This window comes from Afipia massiliensis (assembly GCF_014203115.1).
In the GTDB taxonomy this organism is placed as follows: domain Bacteria; phylum Pseudomonadota; class Alphaproteobacteria; order Rhizobiales; family Xanthobacteraceae; genus Afipia; species Afipia massiliensis.
The window spans coordinates 126,730-142,728 of record NZ_JACHIJ010000002.1; the positions used below are offsets into that span (position 1 = coordinate 126,730).

Annotated in this window: 14 protein-coding genes; all 14 read right to left on the bottom strand. The window is 63.4% G+C overall.

Annotation, left to right across the window (positions count from 1 at the left end):
* Nucleotides 1–20 precede the first annotated feature (20 nt).
* Nucleotides 21–1,472 carry a hypothetical protein gene (locus HNQ36_RS05305; protein WP_184082904.1) on the bottom strand — a complete coding sequence of 484 codons (1,452 nt, stop codon included), beginning with the start codon at nt 1,470–1,472 and terminating at the stop codon, nt 21–23.
* A 247-nt stretch (nt 1,473–1,719) separates the two neighbouring features.
* Entirely contained in the window at nt 1,720–3,843 is a 2,124-nt protein-coding gene (locus HNQ36_RS05310; protein WP_184082905.1) for a hypothetical protein, read from the bottom strand.
* Nucleotides 3,843–5,831 carry a cell wall hydrolase gene (locus tag HNQ36_RS05315; protein ID WP_184082906.1) on the bottom strand — a complete coding sequence of 663 codons (1,989 nt, stop codon included), beginning with the start codon at nt 5,829–5,831 and terminating at the stop codon, nt 3,843–3,845. Before HNQ36_RS05315 ends, HNQ36_RS05310 begins: the two co-directional genes overlap by 1 nt.
* Nucleotides 5,831–6,862, bottom strand: coding sequence for a tail fiber domain-containing protein (locus tag HNQ36_RS05320; protein ID WP_184082907.1), 1,032 nt, complete (start codon nt 6,860–6,862; stop codon nt 5,831–5,833). Before HNQ36_RS05320 ends, HNQ36_RS05315 begins: the two co-directional genes overlap by 1 nt.
* A complete protein-coding gene (locus HNQ36_RS05325; protein WP_210311935.1) occupies nt 6,862–7,320 on the bottom strand; it encodes a GNAT family protein in 459 nt (152 codons plus the stop codon). The genes HNQ36_RS05320 and HNQ36_RS05325 overlap by 1 nt, the downstream gene beginning before the upstream one ends.
* Nucleotides 7,317–8,906, bottom strand: a complete 1,590-nt coding sequence (locus tag HNQ36_RS05330) for a hypothetical protein (protein WP_184082908.1) — start codon at nt 8,904–8,906, stop codon at nt 7,317–7,319. Before HNQ36_RS05330 ends, HNQ36_RS05325 begins: the two co-directional genes overlap by 4 nt.
* Complete coding sequence (locus HNQ36_RS05335) at nt 8,906–9,610, bottom strand: phage adaptor protein (RefSeq protein WP_184082909.1); 705 nt, start codon at nt 9,608–9,610, stop codon at nt 8,906–8,908. Before HNQ36_RS05335 ends, HNQ36_RS05330 begins: the two co-directional genes overlap by 1 nt.
* Nucleotides 9,607–10,467 (bottom strand): hypothetical protein, encoded by an 861-nt coding sequence (locus tag HNQ36_RS05340; RefSeq protein WP_184082910.1) that lies wholly within the window; start codon nt 10,465–10,467, stop codon nt 9,607–9,609. Before HNQ36_RS05340 ends, HNQ36_RS05335 begins: the two co-directional genes overlap by 4 nt.
* 78 nt (nt 10,468–10,545) lie before the next feature.
* Nucleotides 10,546–11,061, bottom strand: coding sequence for a hypothetical protein (locus tag HNQ36_RS05345; RefSeq protein ID WP_184082911.1), 516 nt, complete (start codon nt 11,059–11,061; stop codon nt 10,546–10,548).
* A 92-nt stretch (nt 11,062–11,153) separates the two neighbouring features.
* Nucleotides 11,154–12,170: a phage major capsid protein gene (locus HNQ36_RS05350; protein WP_184082912.1), complete on the bottom strand. Its 1,017-nt coding sequence runs from the start codon at nt 12,168–12,170 to the stop codon at nt 11,154–11,156.
* Nucleotides 12,171–12,192: 22 nt separating this feature from the next.
* Nucleotides 12,193–13,419, bottom strand: a complete 1,227-nt coding sequence (locus tag HNQ36_RS05355; protein WP_184082913.1) for a hypothetical protein — start codon at nt 13,417–13,419, stop codon at nt 12,193–12,195.
* Between the two features lie 24 nt (nt 13,420–13,443).
* On the bottom strand, nt 13,444–13,776 hold the full coding sequence (locus HNQ36_RS05360; RefSeq protein ID WP_184082914.1) for a hypothetical protein: 333 nt from the start codon (nt 13,774–13,776) through the stop codon (nt 13,444–13,446).
* Between the two features lie 11 nt (nt 13,777–13,787).
* Nucleotides 13,788–13,958, bottom strand: a complete 171-nt coding sequence (locus HNQ36_RS05365; RefSeq protein ID WP_184082915.1) for a hypothetical protein — start codon at nt 13,956–13,958, stop codon at nt 13,788–13,790.
* A 15-nt stretch (nt 13,959–13,973) separates the two neighbouring features.
* Nucleotides 13,974–15,977: a hypothetical protein gene (locus HNQ36_RS26405; protein ID WP_184082916.1), complete on the bottom strand. Its 2,004-nt coding sequence runs from the start codon at nt 15,975–15,977 to the stop codon at nt 13,974–13,976.
* Nucleotides 15,978–15,999: the final 22 nt, after the last annotated feature.

Here is a 15,999-nt window from a genome sequence, read left to right on the forward strand (position 1 = left end):
CCTCAATGTCACCGGAGCAGCTATGGCTCTTCCCAGCCCAATAGCATCATCGAACCCGCCGTCGCCGCATAGTAAAGGTTCATGCTTTCGAGCAGGATTTCTGAGATCGCTGCGACGTACCCCTGGATAGCCGGCGAAGACGAAGCGCCGGCCACGATAGGCGGAGGGTTCGAACTCGTTGGAGATCCATAGCTATTGCTCGGCGCGACCAGCGCAATGCCGTTTGCCTGTCCATTATTGGTGACAGACACAACGACTGAGACAGCGGCCGCCGGGATAAGGCCAGATAGGCTTACCGCCGTCCACGTGGGGGTCGAGATGCTGCCTGATGCGCCCGTAATCAACACCAAGCCGGTCGTCGTCTGTGCGAGGCCTACTATATAGCGAACCTTCTTGCCTCGCTGTTTCGTCCCCATCAAGTTTGCGGAACCTGAGACGGTACGCACATGGCCGATCAGCGCCTTGAAGGTGTATCCGGTCGGGAATGTGACCGCGGTGTCCGAGGTGTTGACCAAAACCTTCGTGGTGCCGTCTGCCTTCCCGATTGCCCAAAGCGAATACATCGTGCCGCTGGCGATCGTGAGCGAGCCCTGAAGCGCGTCGACGCCGCCGTTCGTCCCGAGATTGACCCCGGTCGAGTTTATCGGCCGCGTGAGCGTGCTGGTCCCATCCGACATGACCACGGCGTCGGCGGTAACCGACAACGTCGTATTGGTGAGGACGTCGACCGCAAGTTTTCGCGTCGTTCCTTCCGGCGAAAGCGAGGCCGACAGCGTCGATCCGGTCAACTGCAGGCCCGCGCCGAGGCCCAGTTCGTCGACGCCACCGCCGATCGTTCCCCCGCTGGTCCAGGCGTTGGTGAAAGTAGAGCCTTGAAGATCAATATGCGTCGCGTCGACCACCGTGATGGTCCAAGTGCCATTGGCTTCCGTGGTGCCCAGGACATCGAAAACGGTCTTCTTCTGACCGGTCGCGAAAGTCGACGAGTCGGCGACGCTCAGCCGGATCAGCCCAGATCCGTTGTTCGCTGCCCCGGTGATCGTAAGCGCGGCATTCGAGTTAGTACCCAACAGCTTCGAGGGACCACTCGGCTTGTAGAGCTTTCGAAGCGTGACTGCCTTGTCAGCCAGCAGCGTTTCCGTGACAAAGTCCACGCGGCCACCAATTTCAAGCCCCGTCGATTTCCATTCGGCAATGAGAGATCCGCTGATCGCAAGGCCGACGCCAGTGGCCGTCTTGTAGAAGCCCGTCGTCTGCGCGGAATTGAAGATCACCGCCGGCGCGCCGACCGTGCCGTCGGTCAGTTTGAGCGGGCCGGCCATCGGCGCGGCTCCGGAGCGCATCAGGCGCGCCGTCAGGGCGTCGCGGATGTCCTCGAGCGGCGGATTGTGCTGGCTTGGCTGGATCGTCTCGCCTACTTCGGCCAGATAGCCAGGCGGGAGCGAGTAATTTCCGTTGCTATCACTGGGCATTAGGCGGTTTTCCCCACAGCGGCGCGCGGCTCTCGGAAAGAGAACCTTTCAAGAACGCGGGAATCGGGTTAGGTGTGGCGGGCGATGACCTTGAAAATCATGCAAGCCGCCGTCTTCTTCGGAGTGCTGCTCTCGCAGGGCGCCTATCACTGGGCGCAGCGCGATCTGGCAGCGTTCGTTGTCGCTTTGCTTGCGACGATCTTCGCGACGGCGATCATCGTTGAGGTGCAGGATCGCCTTCGAAAGATCAGCGGCCGATCTGCGCCATCAGCGCCGCGGCCAGCGCCTTCTGTCCCGCCGATGCGGCCGAATGCTTTGCAGCACTTGCCTGGCGCCGATCGAGAGCATCAATAATCGCCTGAATATGCCGATCTCGTTCTGGGCCTTGCGCCGTCAGTATCCGCGCGACGTCCACGCGGGCTTGATTTTGCGCGCGCTCAGTCAACGCATTGACGGCTTTTATGCCGCCGCGCTTTGCAGCGGTTAAGGCCATGCCCAGCCAGTTGCCCGCCGGCGTGACGATGGAATTTTCGTTGAGCGTCGATGGCTTCATTGCAGCTGCCGCCGAAAGGCGCTGCGCAGTCTGCGAATTCTCGACCACCTTGTGATGGGTATCGCGGAATTTGAGGTTACGCTCGACGGTGCGCATCAGCTCCGCGGCCGCGTCATCACCGTGAACGGTCGCGATCTTTGCTGTATTCCAGCCGCCCTCGCCCTGCAGCTCACCGCGTAACGCCTGCAGGTCGTTGGCCTTGGTACCAAGCTTCCGCTCGATATCGCCTCGGCTCCCCTTCGCGAAGGCGATGCGCTCCCCGGCCTCGAGCTGCTCGAATTCGTCCAGGAAGCGTCCCGGCGACGCCGTTGTTTTGCCGTCGCCGAGGTACTTTGTACCGAGATCGACCGCATCAGCGCGGCGAGCGAGCGAAGAGGACGCGCGGTTGGCTTCGGCATAGCCGGGCACCTGACGCTCGAGCGCCTCGTTAAGACGAAAGCGCAGTTCCTTCAGCGAGGCCTGCTGCGTGCGGAACGCCGATGCCGGCACGCCGAGCCCGGGCGCATCGTATTCGATGACGTTGTCGAGTTCCTGCTTTACCTTGTGCAACACAGAAGCATTGTTCTGCGATACCGGGACGTCATCCCAAAGCTGATTTCCTCGGCCGTCGTATTGCGGAAAACCTTCGGCATCGACTCGGGGTCGCCGTTCATATCGGGTCATCATGTCGCGCAGTGTCTGCAGCGCCCGTTGCTCGAGGCCGACAGACTGCGGAATCATATCGTCGAGTTGAGCAAGGATAGGCGCGGTCCGAACAGCCGGCGCATTATCCAGGGCCTGCGGGTAGGCAACACCGTCGACTTCCGAACGGCGCGCCTTGATGGCGTTCGTGACCGTCAGCGGATCTTCGGCCGGGCCCAACGCTCGATCGACGTCACCCATGATCCGGGAATTTGTTCCGCGATCGCGCTGCGTGAGAGCCGTCTGCATCACTGATCGGCCCTGGTCGCTATTGAGCGACGCGCCTTGAGCTTTGCCGAGAAAGGCCGGACCGGCATCGGCGAGCATGGCATCTGGGCCAAGTCGATCGACTTCAGCGCGCACCGCCGCCGGCGTATCGGCTTCCATCGCCTTGACCATGTGATTGGATGCTCGGCGCGACATGCCGTCGGCGACGTTGCGGACCGCATCGAAGCCGCGCGCGGCCGCCGTGGTCGCGACTGGTGACAGGATCGCGGCGCCGATGCGCGCCGGCGTTTCGAACATCGTACCCTTCGTGGCCTGCCCAGCCGCTTCGCTCGCGGCGCCCGGCAGCATCGCCTGTGTGATCAGCCTGGTGCCGACAGTGCCCGGGCCGCCGACCGCGTTCGGCAGAAAACTGCCGATCGTCTGGGCGTACTCCTCAGCGGTGTTCTTCGGTTTGTAGAATTCGCCGGTGACCTTTTCGATGCCGTGCTCGATCGAATCCGGCGACGCCAGCTTGTTGATGTCCGCAGGCATCGGTGCGTCTTTGCGGGGACCGCTGATCGCGTTGAAAAGCGGGTCGAACAGAAATTTATTCGCGCCCGTATGCGCCAGATCCGAGAGCATCGGCACCAGGCCAGCCAGACCGATCGCGCCCTTGGCAACGCCGGTACCGCCGGCCTTCATCAATCCGAGCACGCGGCTTTCTGCGTCCGCCGGCGTGACGTCCGGCGTTGGCGGCGCTGCCTTCTCAGCCATCGGCGCAGGAGCAGCTGCAGCTGGCGCTGCGGCCGCGGGCTGCGCGCCGATCGACTTCGCGATTTCTTCAACGGTTGCGTTCTGCTCGGCCGGCGACAGCTTGAGAAAGCCGTCGTCTATCTCGACCTGACGTCCGCCAATATCGAGCGTCGGCATTATTTAACGCTCCATTTGATTCCGCTGGAGGTCGCGCCGGCAGGCGGCGCCGGTGCATCTGCCGCCGGCACCTTGATGCCGAACAGCGCGCGTTCTCGCTTGTTGGCGACCGGATCAGGATAAACCGCGTCGAGCTGTTCCTGATGGAGTTGCAGGCGCGCGACCGAAGCGCGCTCCATGATGTCGAGCAGCCGCTTGATCGAGCCTTCGTCCAGCGTGATCGATCCGCCGGCGGCCTTTTCGGCGAACTCGCGATCGCTGTTCGAAATGTTTGCGGTACCGACGGTCGCTTTCAGGACTGCGGCTACCTGCGGCGCGATCGCGGAGCGGAAGGTTTCCGTGTTCTGAATGGCTTTCGGATCCGTCACGCCGAGGAATGCGCCGGCCTTCTGCAGCGCCAGGCGCTCGTTGGCCCGGAAGCCGGTGATGGTGCCGCCGTCGCCATCGAGGGCGGCGCGCGCGGATCGAAGCGCGACCAGGCCGGTTGCGGTTGAGCGGGCTTCCTTGGCTCCTGCGTCCATCGTGTCGAAGATCTGCTTGTCGCTGCCGCCGCCCATGTTCACGGTCGTGGCGCTGGCGCGCGCCTTCGCCGTCACCCATGCCTCGTAGGGCATTGGCTTCGGCGTCAGCTCGGTCGGCTGGAAGTTCTTTTTGTAGTGTTCGTGCTCCTGGACGCTCTGCGGCGACTTCTCGGCGGCCGAAACCACCGAGATCTTCCCGCTGGCATCCTTCTGCACCAGGTTACCGTCTTCGTCCCGGTACGGCGCGGTGTAGGCCGGATCCTTCTTGAGGGCGACGGTTCGCTGGCCGGTGAGCTGGTTCACGTCCCAGATGTTGCCCGCAGCATCCGTCTCTTGGGTGTGGCGGTCCCGCGGCTTGAGCTGGGCGCTCAACGCCGTGGCGAGCGGTGCCGGTAGGAACGGATTTGCCATCACCCGGGCGATGGCGTCGACGCCAGGACGCGCCTGTGCGGGCGCGGCGGGTGCTGGCCGGGACTGAGGCTGCATTGCCTGGGCCAACGTGGCCGTTCCAGGCGATGGTCCGGAAGGCGGCTGGGCGGCCTCAGGGAGTCCACCGGTTGGCATTCCCGGCGGGAGCGCCGAAGCGCCGGCCGGTGCGAACGGCATTGCGGACGCGACCCTGACGGGCGCCGCCGGCGGTTCATCGTCGGGACTGTAGAACCGGTGACCGCCGATTTCGGTGAAATCGCCCTTCGCCCACGACGGATCTCGCCGGCCGAGCGCGGCCTGCCCGCCGGGGGAGAAGAAATGCGTCGCCCCCTCGGTCGGGTCATTGGCCCCGAAATAGGCCGCGTCGACCTGGTCACCGATCGCCTTGTACTTCGGATCATCCGGCGACAGCGCCAGCATGCGCTGTTTGGCGACGCCGCCGTTCCAGGGTTCGAACTGGTTTTTAGCCAGCGTGACGCCCGGGATGGTATCGCCGCCATAGCCGCCATCGACCGCCCGATTCCGGATAACGCTGGCGACCGCCAGCTGGCCGGCCGTCGGTTCGTTGCCCGCCTCGCCGTAAACCGTCCGGATCATGAGATCCCGATCCGCGCCAACCGGCGGATCCAGCGGCGAAGACTCGTTCGGCCCGTAAATCTTCATGGACGTGTTCGCCGGCGCAGGCCGCACCGGATCCGGTGCCGGCGTCGCCACCGGGCCGATCGAGACATCACCGGTCGGTGTAGCCGCTGGGCTCGAGGTCGCGCCAGGCTGACCACCGCGGAAAACCTCGAGGGCCTGTGCGATCGCTTCGCGCTTGCCCTTCTCCTCGGCGGAATCGGCGGACATGCTGTCGGCAGTGCCGAGCAGCGATTGCGCCACCCGCGCCGCGCCCTGCCAGGCTGACTTCACCGGGCTGTAATCCATGCCCTGCTGCATCATCGCCGCGGCGACCTGGCGGCGAGCTGCGATCTGCGAAGGCGTGAGCTGCGCGCCGGCATCGCCCCAGACGAATGGAGCCGCGACTTCAGTTGCCATTAGCCAGCTCCCATCAACATCGCGTAATCGACCATGCGATAACCGGTCCAATGCTTGCCGACGGCCGCCGGCATCACCTTCTCGACTTCGTCCGCCATCACGCCGCGCTCGCGTCGGCCCATGATCGTGTATTCGTAGGTCGGCAGGTCGAGGACGGTCGTACCAATGCGAACGATGTTCGATTTGAGCCGCCGATCGGACATCGCCATCAAGCCGGGTCCGTACTTCATCGCGGCACTACCGAGCGTGCCGGCGAGGCCGAACATGCCGCCCATGGCTGCGTTCTGATTGCCGACCGCCGTGTTGTATTGCGAGGTCTGCGCATTGAAGTTGTTATTGACCATGCCGGCGTAGTCGACGCCGCCGACGCTGGTGTTCGGCGTGTTCGTGAAGCTTGGCGCGGAGACTTGGGATCCCGACATCAACGCCGATATCTCGTTAATGGGTGAATTGCGTTCGGCCATGATCTCGCTGTTGGCCTGCCCGCGGCCGGTCAGCAGCAGCTGATTAAATGCGTCGTTCTTGCCTTCGGTGAAGCGCGTCATTTCCGCGTTCCAGGCCGCCGAGCCGGGCTGGATGCCCTGGTTAGACAGGCGCGTGCGCAGTGCATCCTCATCTTTGGCAAATCGCGGATCCAGCCGCGCGGAGCCAAGCTCCATCAATCGCGCTTCGGTCGCCTCGTTGCCGAGCTTCAAATTCGTTCCGAGCAAGTCCCCGATCTTGGCGGATTGATCGACGCCGATCTGTCCGATGTTCGACTTGGTTTTGTTTGTCAGATCAAGCAGCGCCTGCTGCGCCGGCGATAGCGTCTGCGTCGCCGTGAACTTCGGCACGGTATAGGTTTTGCCGTCGGCGCCGGTGAACGTGGAAGTGCCGGTCTGATCGTACTTCAGCGAGCCGTCCGGCGTGACCTGGTCGGTCATGTTCAGCAGCTGCTGCGTGACGGCCGTGTTCTGGTTCATCTGGCCCTGGGCTTGCGCCGTGGCCATCGGATCCGGAGCAACCGGCGGTGCGGGAGTGTCTTTCGCCATTAGCTTCTGCCCCTATCAAATCGGTTCGCACGCCAGTCATCATCCGCAAGCGTCAGGATGTGCTCGGCCTCAGATCGGCCGCGCAGCCTGGGGATGACGTATTCTTTGAAACCGTAGGCCTTCGCGATGCGCAGCATGGGCGCGTTATGCTCAGAGACCCGCAGCACTGCGAGCTGACAGCCAAACAGCTCAAACGGCACGGTGAACATTGCCTTGAGAACCGGCCGCGTCAGCCAGCGCTTGTCGATCGACGCGGCGCTCATTTCCATCACGCCGTCGCGCCGACTGAAGTGGTGGTACAGCACGCCGGCGATCAGATCCCCGCCATCGAGGACAGCAAGCGAGCAGAAGCTCGAGAAATGCCCGCCCTCGCCGTAGATCACGTTTGAGACAAACTCGCCGACGGCTTCGTTGAATTCCGGGCTCTTTTGCGGATCCGAGAACTTGACCCCGATCACGAAGCGATATCGCCCTGGTCATAGGTCATATCGATCACCACGAGCTCGGCATCGGGAGGAACAAGGCTGCCGCTGGTGATCTGCATAGCCGGCGCGATCGCGTAGCCGCTGCCGCCGACCGGCTGCCAGCGCTGATAGATGTTTTTCTGCGCCGGCGCGCTCCACGTCGCAACGCCCCAGACACCGACGCCCCAGACGTTACCGGTGGCGACAGTGCCGTCATCCGGTGCCGTCGGCAGATTCAGCTTGTAGTCGGCTTGCAGCGATAGTTTCGGAATGACTTCCGCCGAGGCTCGGATCGTGGCGCGCATCAGCAGCGACGTCTTCAGCGAGGCCGGCGCTTTGAGTGGGTCGAACAGCGGAACGCAGGTCGCGGTATACGGCAGCTCCTGGTCGGCGCCGGTGACCTCGGCCTCGATGATCTTGCCGTCGGTCGATCCAAAGAACAGCCGATCCTTGAAGAGCTGCAGGCAGCGGCCGTTCCATCCGGTGTAAAGTCCCCAGGCGCCGGTACGCGCATTCGCCACGAACATCTGCGGCTGATCGTTCACTCCGGTCGGGATTGCCACCACGACCATCTGTTCGGTCGGCCAAACCTCGCAGGCCCAGCCGGTGCCCGCGCGAGCCGCGACCGTTTCATTCCAGGCAACCTCGATCGAATAGGAGATCGCCGCCGGCGAAAGTGCCGAATAATCCCGCTGCATGGCCTGGGACAGCGGAACGAAACCGATATCGGTCGCGATGACCAGGTCACCGCCGGCCGGAATGTGTGCCTTCGGGCCCAGCGGCCGCCCTATCCGATACACGCCGACTTTAGTCCAGGTCGCAGCCGAGCTCGGATCAGCACCGGTGAAGACAGCCGCCTCGCCCTTGGTCGAGACGAACACGCAATACTCGTTCGGACCGTTACCGCTTTCGATTGACCAGGTCGCGCCGAACAGCAGTGAGCCGCCCTTGGTGAAAACTCCGCCGAGCGGAAGCAGTACCGCAGTGCCTCCGAGGCTATCGACCGGAAGATACCAGGCGTTGAGCGAGTCCTTCTGCGTGAAGAACGCACGCTGTTTGTAAATCCATACCGTGGCCAGCGTCTTTGGATCGAGCCCGGCGGCTGAGATCGGCGTTCCAGTTCCCCAGGACGTCCCGTCAAAGAGCTGCGGATCGTCGGCGCCATTGACAGCCCGGAGGAATATCCCGCCAGGCGTCGATGATTGCGCGACGGACCACTCGCCCGACGTGAGGCCTGAAACTACCGAAGCCGGAGAGCCCGGCGTCGAAATATCCCAGATGTCGGTCTCGTTGGCCGCGAATAGCTTCTCATTGCCGCCGTTCACATAAGCGAACAGCGAGTCGACCGTGCCAACGCCGGCGGCGATGGTGGAGAAAACACTCGAGCCCTTCCGAATGCGAATGCCGGTCGCCGTCGGGAAGTAATTTTCCAGGACGAAGGCGCCATTGACCTTCGATCCGTCCGGACGCCTCGCACCAGGCGTGGCGAGATTCTGGTTTTTGATCCAGCCGCCGACCGGCGCGGGGAAGCTCGCCGGCTTGGCAATACGTGGCTTGTTCGCGGCGGCTGGCTTTCGCATTACCGAACCAGCACGCCGGGATAGGCAAGTGTCGAGCTCGACGGCACGCGCTGCGTCCCGACCGTGAGGATGTTGGAGCCCTTGTCCTTGGCAATAGCCTTCTCGAGCGCGAGTTCGTAGTTTTTCAGATCCTCGGCATATTCCATCCGCTTCTGCGATCGCCAGCGCCAGATCAAGCCGAGTGTCAGCAAGCGCTCGGACAAGTCGAATGTATCGCTATCATCGGTGAACGCTGGCTTCGAAGCGCCGCCGGTTCCGGTTCCGGTTACGATCGCCTTGCGGATGTAGTAAAATTTGGCCATCTCCGCGATCGGCAGCGGCGGGAAGCTTTGAAACTTGCCGCCGAGAATGATCCAGTTGCCAGGCGTGCCGCTGATGGCGGTCTGCTGGATATAGATCCATTCGTCGAGATCCCGCACTCGCCGGAAATTCGACGTCTGCCAGTCCTTCGAATGGACCTCCGCCTTCTTCAGCATGCGGTCGTAGTTGCTCGGCAGGTTGAAGGCGATCGCAGCGCCGTCGCCGGTGAACTGGGCGAGTTCATGAAGCTGCCGCCAGTCGTACTGCTCAGCGATGTCCGTCGCGACTTCGGTGGCGAGATCCGCCAACTCCATCGCGAAGGCATCGCTGGTCGAGAACAAGGTCGTGGGTTTGACGCCCAGCAACCTTATTCCGGCCGATTGTGCGGCAGAGAGAACGGTCACGCGGCCGCCTCAGTGCCCTTCGCCTTTTCGGCGAGCGCAGCGTTCACTTCGTCGGCCAGTTTCACCAGCGCGGCATGGCTGGTTCCGGCCCGCGGTTTCTTGCCGGTCGTTTCCTTGAGCCAGTTGACGATGTCTTCGGCCGCCATGACAAAGAATGGCGAGTCGCCTTCCTTGCCCGGACCTTCGCCGGCTTCAAAATCGTCGTCCTCACCTTCACCGACTGCATCATCACCGGCGGTGCCGACGTCGTCGTCGCTCGCCGCTGCCGATGTGGCAGTTGCCGTTACCGGTTTGGCAGTTGATGCAGACACCTTGGCTTCCAGGGCGGCCAGACGGCGCTTGAGCTCGACGTTCTCCGCTGCATAGGAGGACACATCCGCGGTACCGGCGGCCTTGTCGATATAGGCCTGCGCCTGCTCTTTCAGAGTGCGACCGCCCTGCCCGAGCTGCTTGAGCGGCGTGCCGTCGAGGGCGGCCAGCGCTTCGGCTGTGTGGATATTGAGCGCCTTGAGCTCGAGGCGCTTACCCTGGGTAAGGAACGGCAACTCCGACAGCGGCGTGCCGGACGCAACCTGCGCCTCGCCATTCTTGAATTTCCGATACTGTTCTGGATACGCCAGCGCGTACGTCAGCGGTTCGCGCTCGCCGGTTTCGGCATCATCGTTCCATTTGAAAATTTCGTGCGCCGGAAACACGCCGACGGTCTGACGGTTCGCGGCAAAGCGCAGCTCGCAGACCTCCATGTCGACATAGATCGGGCGGCCGGCCTTCTTCGACGCGACGTCGTCCTTGGTCGAGTGCATGCGGAAAATCGCGACCGTGAGGTTCTCGGTGGCGAGCTTGTCAATCTTGGGCATGGGAAACCTTCCGTCTGAGGGAGTGCAAGGGGAAAAACCCGCCGCGGCTGATCCGCGGCGGGATCTGTCGCGAAGCCGTTAGGCCGCGACCGCGTCGTCGACGAACGGATGATCGATTTCGATCTCTGCCAGGCCGGCGGACGGCGTGCCGTTTGCAGAGGCGAACTTCGCGTTTTTGACCCGATCGCCCGCCACGACGGCGTCGTCGAGCGTGCCGGCGGTGGCGGTCGAATAGACGTTGCCGTTGTCCGACACGGTGCCGGCCTTCACCACGGCCTTGCCGCGGATCTGGTACCAGCCGCCTTTGTTGGCGCCGTTCGCCGACATGGCGATCGCCACCGAGCCGATGTCATTGGCGGCCAGGAGCGACGTCGACCAGTCGTCGGGATTGTAAAGGACGGCCGAGCCGACCTCGGTATCGGCGACGCCCTTCAGGAAGATGAATTCACCGTTGCCGTAGGTGGCATCGATGGCCTCGATGGTGCGGCCCAGCCAAGGGCCGTACGAGCTGCGGCCAGCGATCGCGCCGTCCGCGTTGCTGGATGCGATCGGCGGAAAGCCGAGGCTCGGGGTTACAGGAACAAAGTTCGACATGCGCGAATCTCCTCACGCGTTCTGATCAATGTGATCGGTTGAATTGCCTTGAGCTCGAGGCCCGGCGGCGCGAGACCGCCGGATCAGGAGGCTTAGGCGGCCGGGTTGCTGTCGCCGAGCTTCCACTGGAAGAGCGGGTTCTCCATGGTCAGCTCGCCCATGAGGCCGATGTACTGGACAACAGCGTCCTGGTTGATCGGCATCATCGAAGAACCAATCTTCGAGAAGTTACGCTCCGGGTGGTAGCGCATGCGCATCGAAGCGGTTTCGATGCCGTAGGTCGTGTTCGACGGCATGTTCGATCCGATGCCGCCGTCCTGGACGATCTCTGCCTTGCGGCCGGCGCCGAAGTACTTCAGCGACTGGAAGCCCAGCTTTCCGAGCTCGGTTTCGTCGTTGATGCGCTGGATCGCGACGGTCGCCGCGTCATAGGCCGCATAGTGCTCGGCCGAGCACAACAGCAGATCGGCGCCGCGCTTATTGCGGGACCGCTGCGTCATGATCCGGTTGAACATCGGGCGGATGGTGGTCGCGTTGACCTGAGTGCCGATATCGGTCGCGAAGGTGTGCGCGTCGAAATACGACGTGCGCCAGATCGCATTGTCGACACGGCTGATACCGCCGTACGAACCTGCGTTCGTGACCGTCGGGATCGCCAGCTGCAGGCCGCCGAGTTCCTTGCCGCCAAAGCCGGAGCCGTTGGAATGCAGGGACGCGTCGGTGACGTCCTCGAGCTCGCCTTCGGCCGCCTTGATGTGCGACTTCATGACGTCCTTGAGCTGGTTGGTGCCGGAGTTGTTGAGGATCTCCTCGTTGGAGAGCACAACAGCCACCGCCAGCATCTTCGGCGTATACTCAGCGTCGTTGAACAGCTCGGCCGGACGCGGGTTCAAGAAGTCGAAACCGTTGTACCAGACAGCCGATCCGGTCTTGTTATAGAGCAGGCGCTGACGGATTTTAGGACCCGAGTACGGCTCCCACAAACCCTTGCGCTTGAGCGTTGCGAGCAACGCGTTGGAATTGGACACCAGGTCCTGGTAGCCGGCCGAACGGTCCTCGAGGGCCAGAGACAGGATTTCCTGATTCTTCTCGACAGTGGTCAAGGGCATGCCGCCCTCCTATGAGAAATGACTATCCAGCGGCCGCGAACGCGCGATCGATGGCTTCGTCGATTGATTTGGAGTTCTTCTTTGGCGCTGGGTCTGAGCCAGCCGAGGGAGAACTGGTGATAGACAATGAGCCTTTACGGGTTTGAGCCGCGAGCTCCTCAGCGTTCGCCGCAGCGGATGAGGCTGCCGGCGGATCCTTGTCGGCCTTGGTGGCCGTCGTTTTCAGCGACGCGAGTGCCGGGAATTTCTGAAAGACCCGAGCTTCGGCGTCGTCGAGATTGGCTGCACCTTCGCGCATTTCGTTGGCAATGTGCGGCGCGATCGCTTCGAAGTAAGGCCTGCTCTCGGCCCACTCGCCGATATGAGTTTCGATCGCTTTGACGTGTTGCTGTTCGGTGTTCTTCGTGATTCCGGTGACGCTCTGCTCGAGCCGCTGCACCGTGGCCCGCAAGTCGCGGATCGTCGCTTCCTGCTGGCTGCGCTCCTGGTCGGGTGTTTGACCGAGAACGATCTGCGCGACTTCCTTGAGCGAAACGCCGATGTTCTCGCAGACCGCCTCGATGCCCTTGAGCGGGTTGGTCCGGAGAAGCTTCTCCAAGTTGGTGTATTTCGTCAGCGCCGTATGGACGTCGGTGCCGCTCTCTTCGGCCATCTGATGAAACGGCGCGATCTTGCTGTCTCGCTCGGCGGCGACGCGGTGCTTCTCGATGCCGGCGGTGAGCTCGCGCTCCATGCGCGCGACTTCTGCCTTCACCGGCTCCGGAGCCGTATCCCATACGGCCTTGGCATCGGCGGAGAACCTGGCCGGCGCCGGCGACGTCGAAGCTGCAGGCTTGGCAGCAGGATCGACCGCCGCGGGCTTATCAGTGGCCGCCGGCTTCGCGCCAGGCTGATCGCCTGGCTTTACCGCTGGTTCTGCAGCTGCAGGTTTTGCGGCAGGATCTTTGACGTCCTTGGCATCCTTCGCCGGCGCGTCCTTGGGATCCTTACCGGCAAATTTGCCATTATCGCGCGGCTGCTCGGACTTGATCGGCTTCGGAGCGTCCTTGCCCGCCTTTTCGTCTTCATCGACCTTCGCGATGGCGCGATCGAGCGCGTCGTCTAGCGTAACCGGCTTCGATTTGTCAGCTGCAGGTGCTGCAGGCTCGCGCTCGGTCGAGATCGGATTCGGCGGCGTAACCACCTGGTCACTGCCGGACACGTCAATGGGATCAGCCGACGCCGCAGCGCCACCGGTATCGATGGTCATGTGATTTTCCTGTCTGAGAGGGTGCTAGCGAGAAACCCGCTCGCCGCGGTTGAACTTGGCGACGGCCTTGTCGACCGTGTCCGCAATGGCCTTGTCGTCGATCGGCTTCTTCTTTCTAGGGCGAAGCCTGGCCGGATCGTTTCCAACTTCTATGACGCCGGCGGCGCGGTAGGTCGCGCGCAATGCCGACTTCGACTCGTACATCTTGCCGTCGAGCTGAGACTGGACTGGCTCCATGTGATCTGACGCAATCCGCGGGCATGGCAAATGCGAGCGCTTGGGCTGCGGCCGCACTTTCTGCGGAATGACAATCTCCTGGGAGAAGTCGATCAACTTGTAATTTTCGCGATATGACATCCCGCGATCTCCTACGGTTCTTCCGGCGGCGGTGTGCCGACGACAGGAAGCCCCCCGCTTTCGACGATGGTCACGGCGGTGCCGGCGCCGTTGGCGGCGACCTCAACCGGCGTGCCGAGACCGTTCGCGGCCTCGGTGACCGGAATGCCGCCGCTCTCAACGATCACGATCGGCCAAGCCATGCGCGTTCCCCGATTTCATGCCGCGAGCAGAAGAACAGCCAAGGCGCGGTTCTTCCGGATGCGCGCTTGCTCGATGATTTCGGCCCGCTGTCGGGCCTCTAGCCGCTGTTGTTCGAACTGGCGGACGAGCTGCAGCGCCTGCGCCAGCGAGACGCGCAGATCCTCGAGCCCTTGATCTCGCATGACCTGAATGGCCACACGCGCAATCTTGCGCTCGACAGCCGGCGTGATCGTTTCAACCGGTGTTTCAGGCTCCTCGAGGACTTCCCGAAATGCTCGATCGAGCGCGCGATCGAGCCGTTCTTGATTGTCCTTGTCGCGTTGTTCCCGCCGCTCATGAACGCGCTCGATCGCGTCATATTCAGCATCATGGTCCCGCGGATAGCCGTCAGCCTGATCGATGGCGACCGGACGTCCGCCCAGGAGCCGGCCTTCGTCCGCTCCATCAGCACCAGCAAGCGAACCTTGAACGAGGACATGGCCGAGCACGGCTGCCTGGTCGGCGCCCTCGCCGGCAGCAAGATCTCCGGTTTGTGTCCCCAGGCCTTCAAACGAACCGGCGTCGGCGATATCGGACCCTGAAAGCGTGCCGCTCGCAGGAACACTGCCAAGCAACGCTACGGCGTCGGCGCCATCAGTGCCAGCGACCGATCCCAGAAGGAGAACGCGTCCGCCGATCGCGGCGATGTCTGCGGCGTCCGGCGCGTCCAGCCCGCCGGATACAATCACCTGGCCGGAAATTGAACTCTGGTCGGCTCCGTCGATCGCAGCGATCGTTCCGGCGACGATCGCGTCGCCTCCGCTGGCTACAGCATCTGCCCCTTCGACGGCAGAGAGCGTACCGGCAACGATGACGTTGCCGCTGATATCTGCAGCGTCCGCGCCATCGGTGGCGCTCAAGCTGCCCGATAGCGCGCCGATGCCCGAGAAATCGCCCGAGTCAGCGCCATCGATCGCGGCAAATGTGCCGACGTAGCGAACGCTCCCGGCAATACTGCCGGTGTCCGAACCTTCGATGCCGGTTAAAGGGCCTTTGACCAGAATATCGCCGGCGATTGCACAACTGTCAGCGCCTTCCGTCGCAGCTATAGTGCCGGTCCGAACGATCGCGTTGTAGGTGATGACGATGAGACCTGGCGCACCATTGCCAGGCGTGCCGACTCCGGAAACCGTATAGCCACCGCCGCCACCGGCCCCGCCATAGAGGCCGCCGTTGCCGCCCGTATAAGACGCGCCTACACCGCCGCCGCCACCGCCGCCCGAGCCATGTGTCGAATCCCACTCGGTGCCGTTACCGCCGGCCGAGCCGCGACCCGTGACGCCACCACCGCCCGACAGAACGCCACCGCCGCCGCCGGCACCTGGACCTGCGAGCCCAGCTGCTGCTCCGGCTGTTTGTCCGGTACCGCCGCCCGAACCGGCGAAGTTATTTCCGCCCGTACCGCCGGCTGTGGACGAACCATTTCCTCCGACTGCGCCGCCGCTGGCACCGCCACCGCCGCCCGCGCCAGCATTGCCCGCCCCTGTGTTCTGCCCTCCGTTTGCACCATTGCCGTTAGGGCCTGCGGCGCCGCCGCCGCCCGTGCCGGAAACGTACGCGCCACCCTGCGCACCACCATTGCCGCCGGATCGACGTGTCGCGCCGATGCCTGAAGCAGAGGCGCCACCGGTGCCGCCCGAGCCACCCGTTCCGCCGGTGCCGCCTTTCGCGCCCACACTGGAAGCCGCGAGACTGGCGCCGTTGAACCAGGTGTCGCCACCAGTAGCCCCGCTAGGATTTCCGCCATTGCCGCCAACGCCGACAGCGATCGCAACGGATGCAGCGGGCGTGAGGGCGAGATTGGCAATCTTGGAATATGCGCCACCGCCGCCGCCGCCAGCAGCCGTAGTGCCGCCGCCAGAACCGAACCCGCCGCCGCCGCCAGCGCCGACGACTTCAATCGAGTTGTCAGACGAATTCCAATCACCGGGAACCGTCCACGTCGAACCCGAGGTGAGGAAGACGACCTTTGTAGCCAAGGTCTATTCCTACCGCCTACGT

Coding starts and splice junctions, on each gene's coding strand:
- HNQ36_RS05305 (WP_184082904.1), bottom strand. CDS start 1,472: ATGCCCAGTGATAGCAACGGAAATTACTCGCTCCCGCCTGGCTATCTG.
- HNQ36_RS05310 (WP_184082905.1), bottom strand. CDS start 3,843: ATGCCGACGCTCGATATTGGCGGACGTCAGGTCGAGATAGACGACGGC.
- HNQ36_RS05315 (WP_184082906.1), bottom strand. CDS start 5,831: ATGGCAACTGAAGTCGCGGCTCCATTCGTCTGGGGCGATGCCGGCGCG.
- HNQ36_RS05320 (WP_184082907.1), bottom strand. CDS start 6,862: ATGGCGAAAGACACTCCCGCACCGCCGGTTGCTCCGGATCCGATGGCC.
- HNQ36_RS05330 (WP_184082908.1), bottom strand. CDS start 8,906: ATGCGAAAGCCAGCCGCCGCGAACAAGCCACGTATTGCCAAGCCGGCG.
- HNQ36_RS05340 (WP_184082910.1), bottom strand. CDS start 10,467: ATGCCCAAGATTGACAAGCTCGCCACCGAGAACCTCACGGTCGCGATT.
- HNQ36_RS05345 (WP_184082911.1), bottom strand. CDS start 11,061: ATGTCGAACTTTGTTCCTGTAACCCCGAGCCTCGGCTTTCCGCCGATC.
- HNQ36_RS05350 (WP_184082912.1), bottom strand. CDS start 12,170: ATGCCCTTGACCACTGTCGAGAAGAATCAGGAAATCCTGTCTCTGGCC.
- HNQ36_RS05355 (WP_184082913.1), bottom strand. CDS start 13,419: ATGACCATCGATACCGGTGGCGCTGCGGCGTCGGCTGATCCCATTGAC.
- HNQ36_RS05360 (WP_184082914.1), bottom strand. CDS start 13,776: ATGTCATATCGCGAAAATTACAAGTTGATCGACTTCTCCCAGGAGATT.
- HNQ36_RS05365 (WP_184082915.1), bottom strand. CDS start 13,958: ATGGCTTGGCCGATCGTGATCGTTGAGAGCGGCGGCATTCCGGTCACC.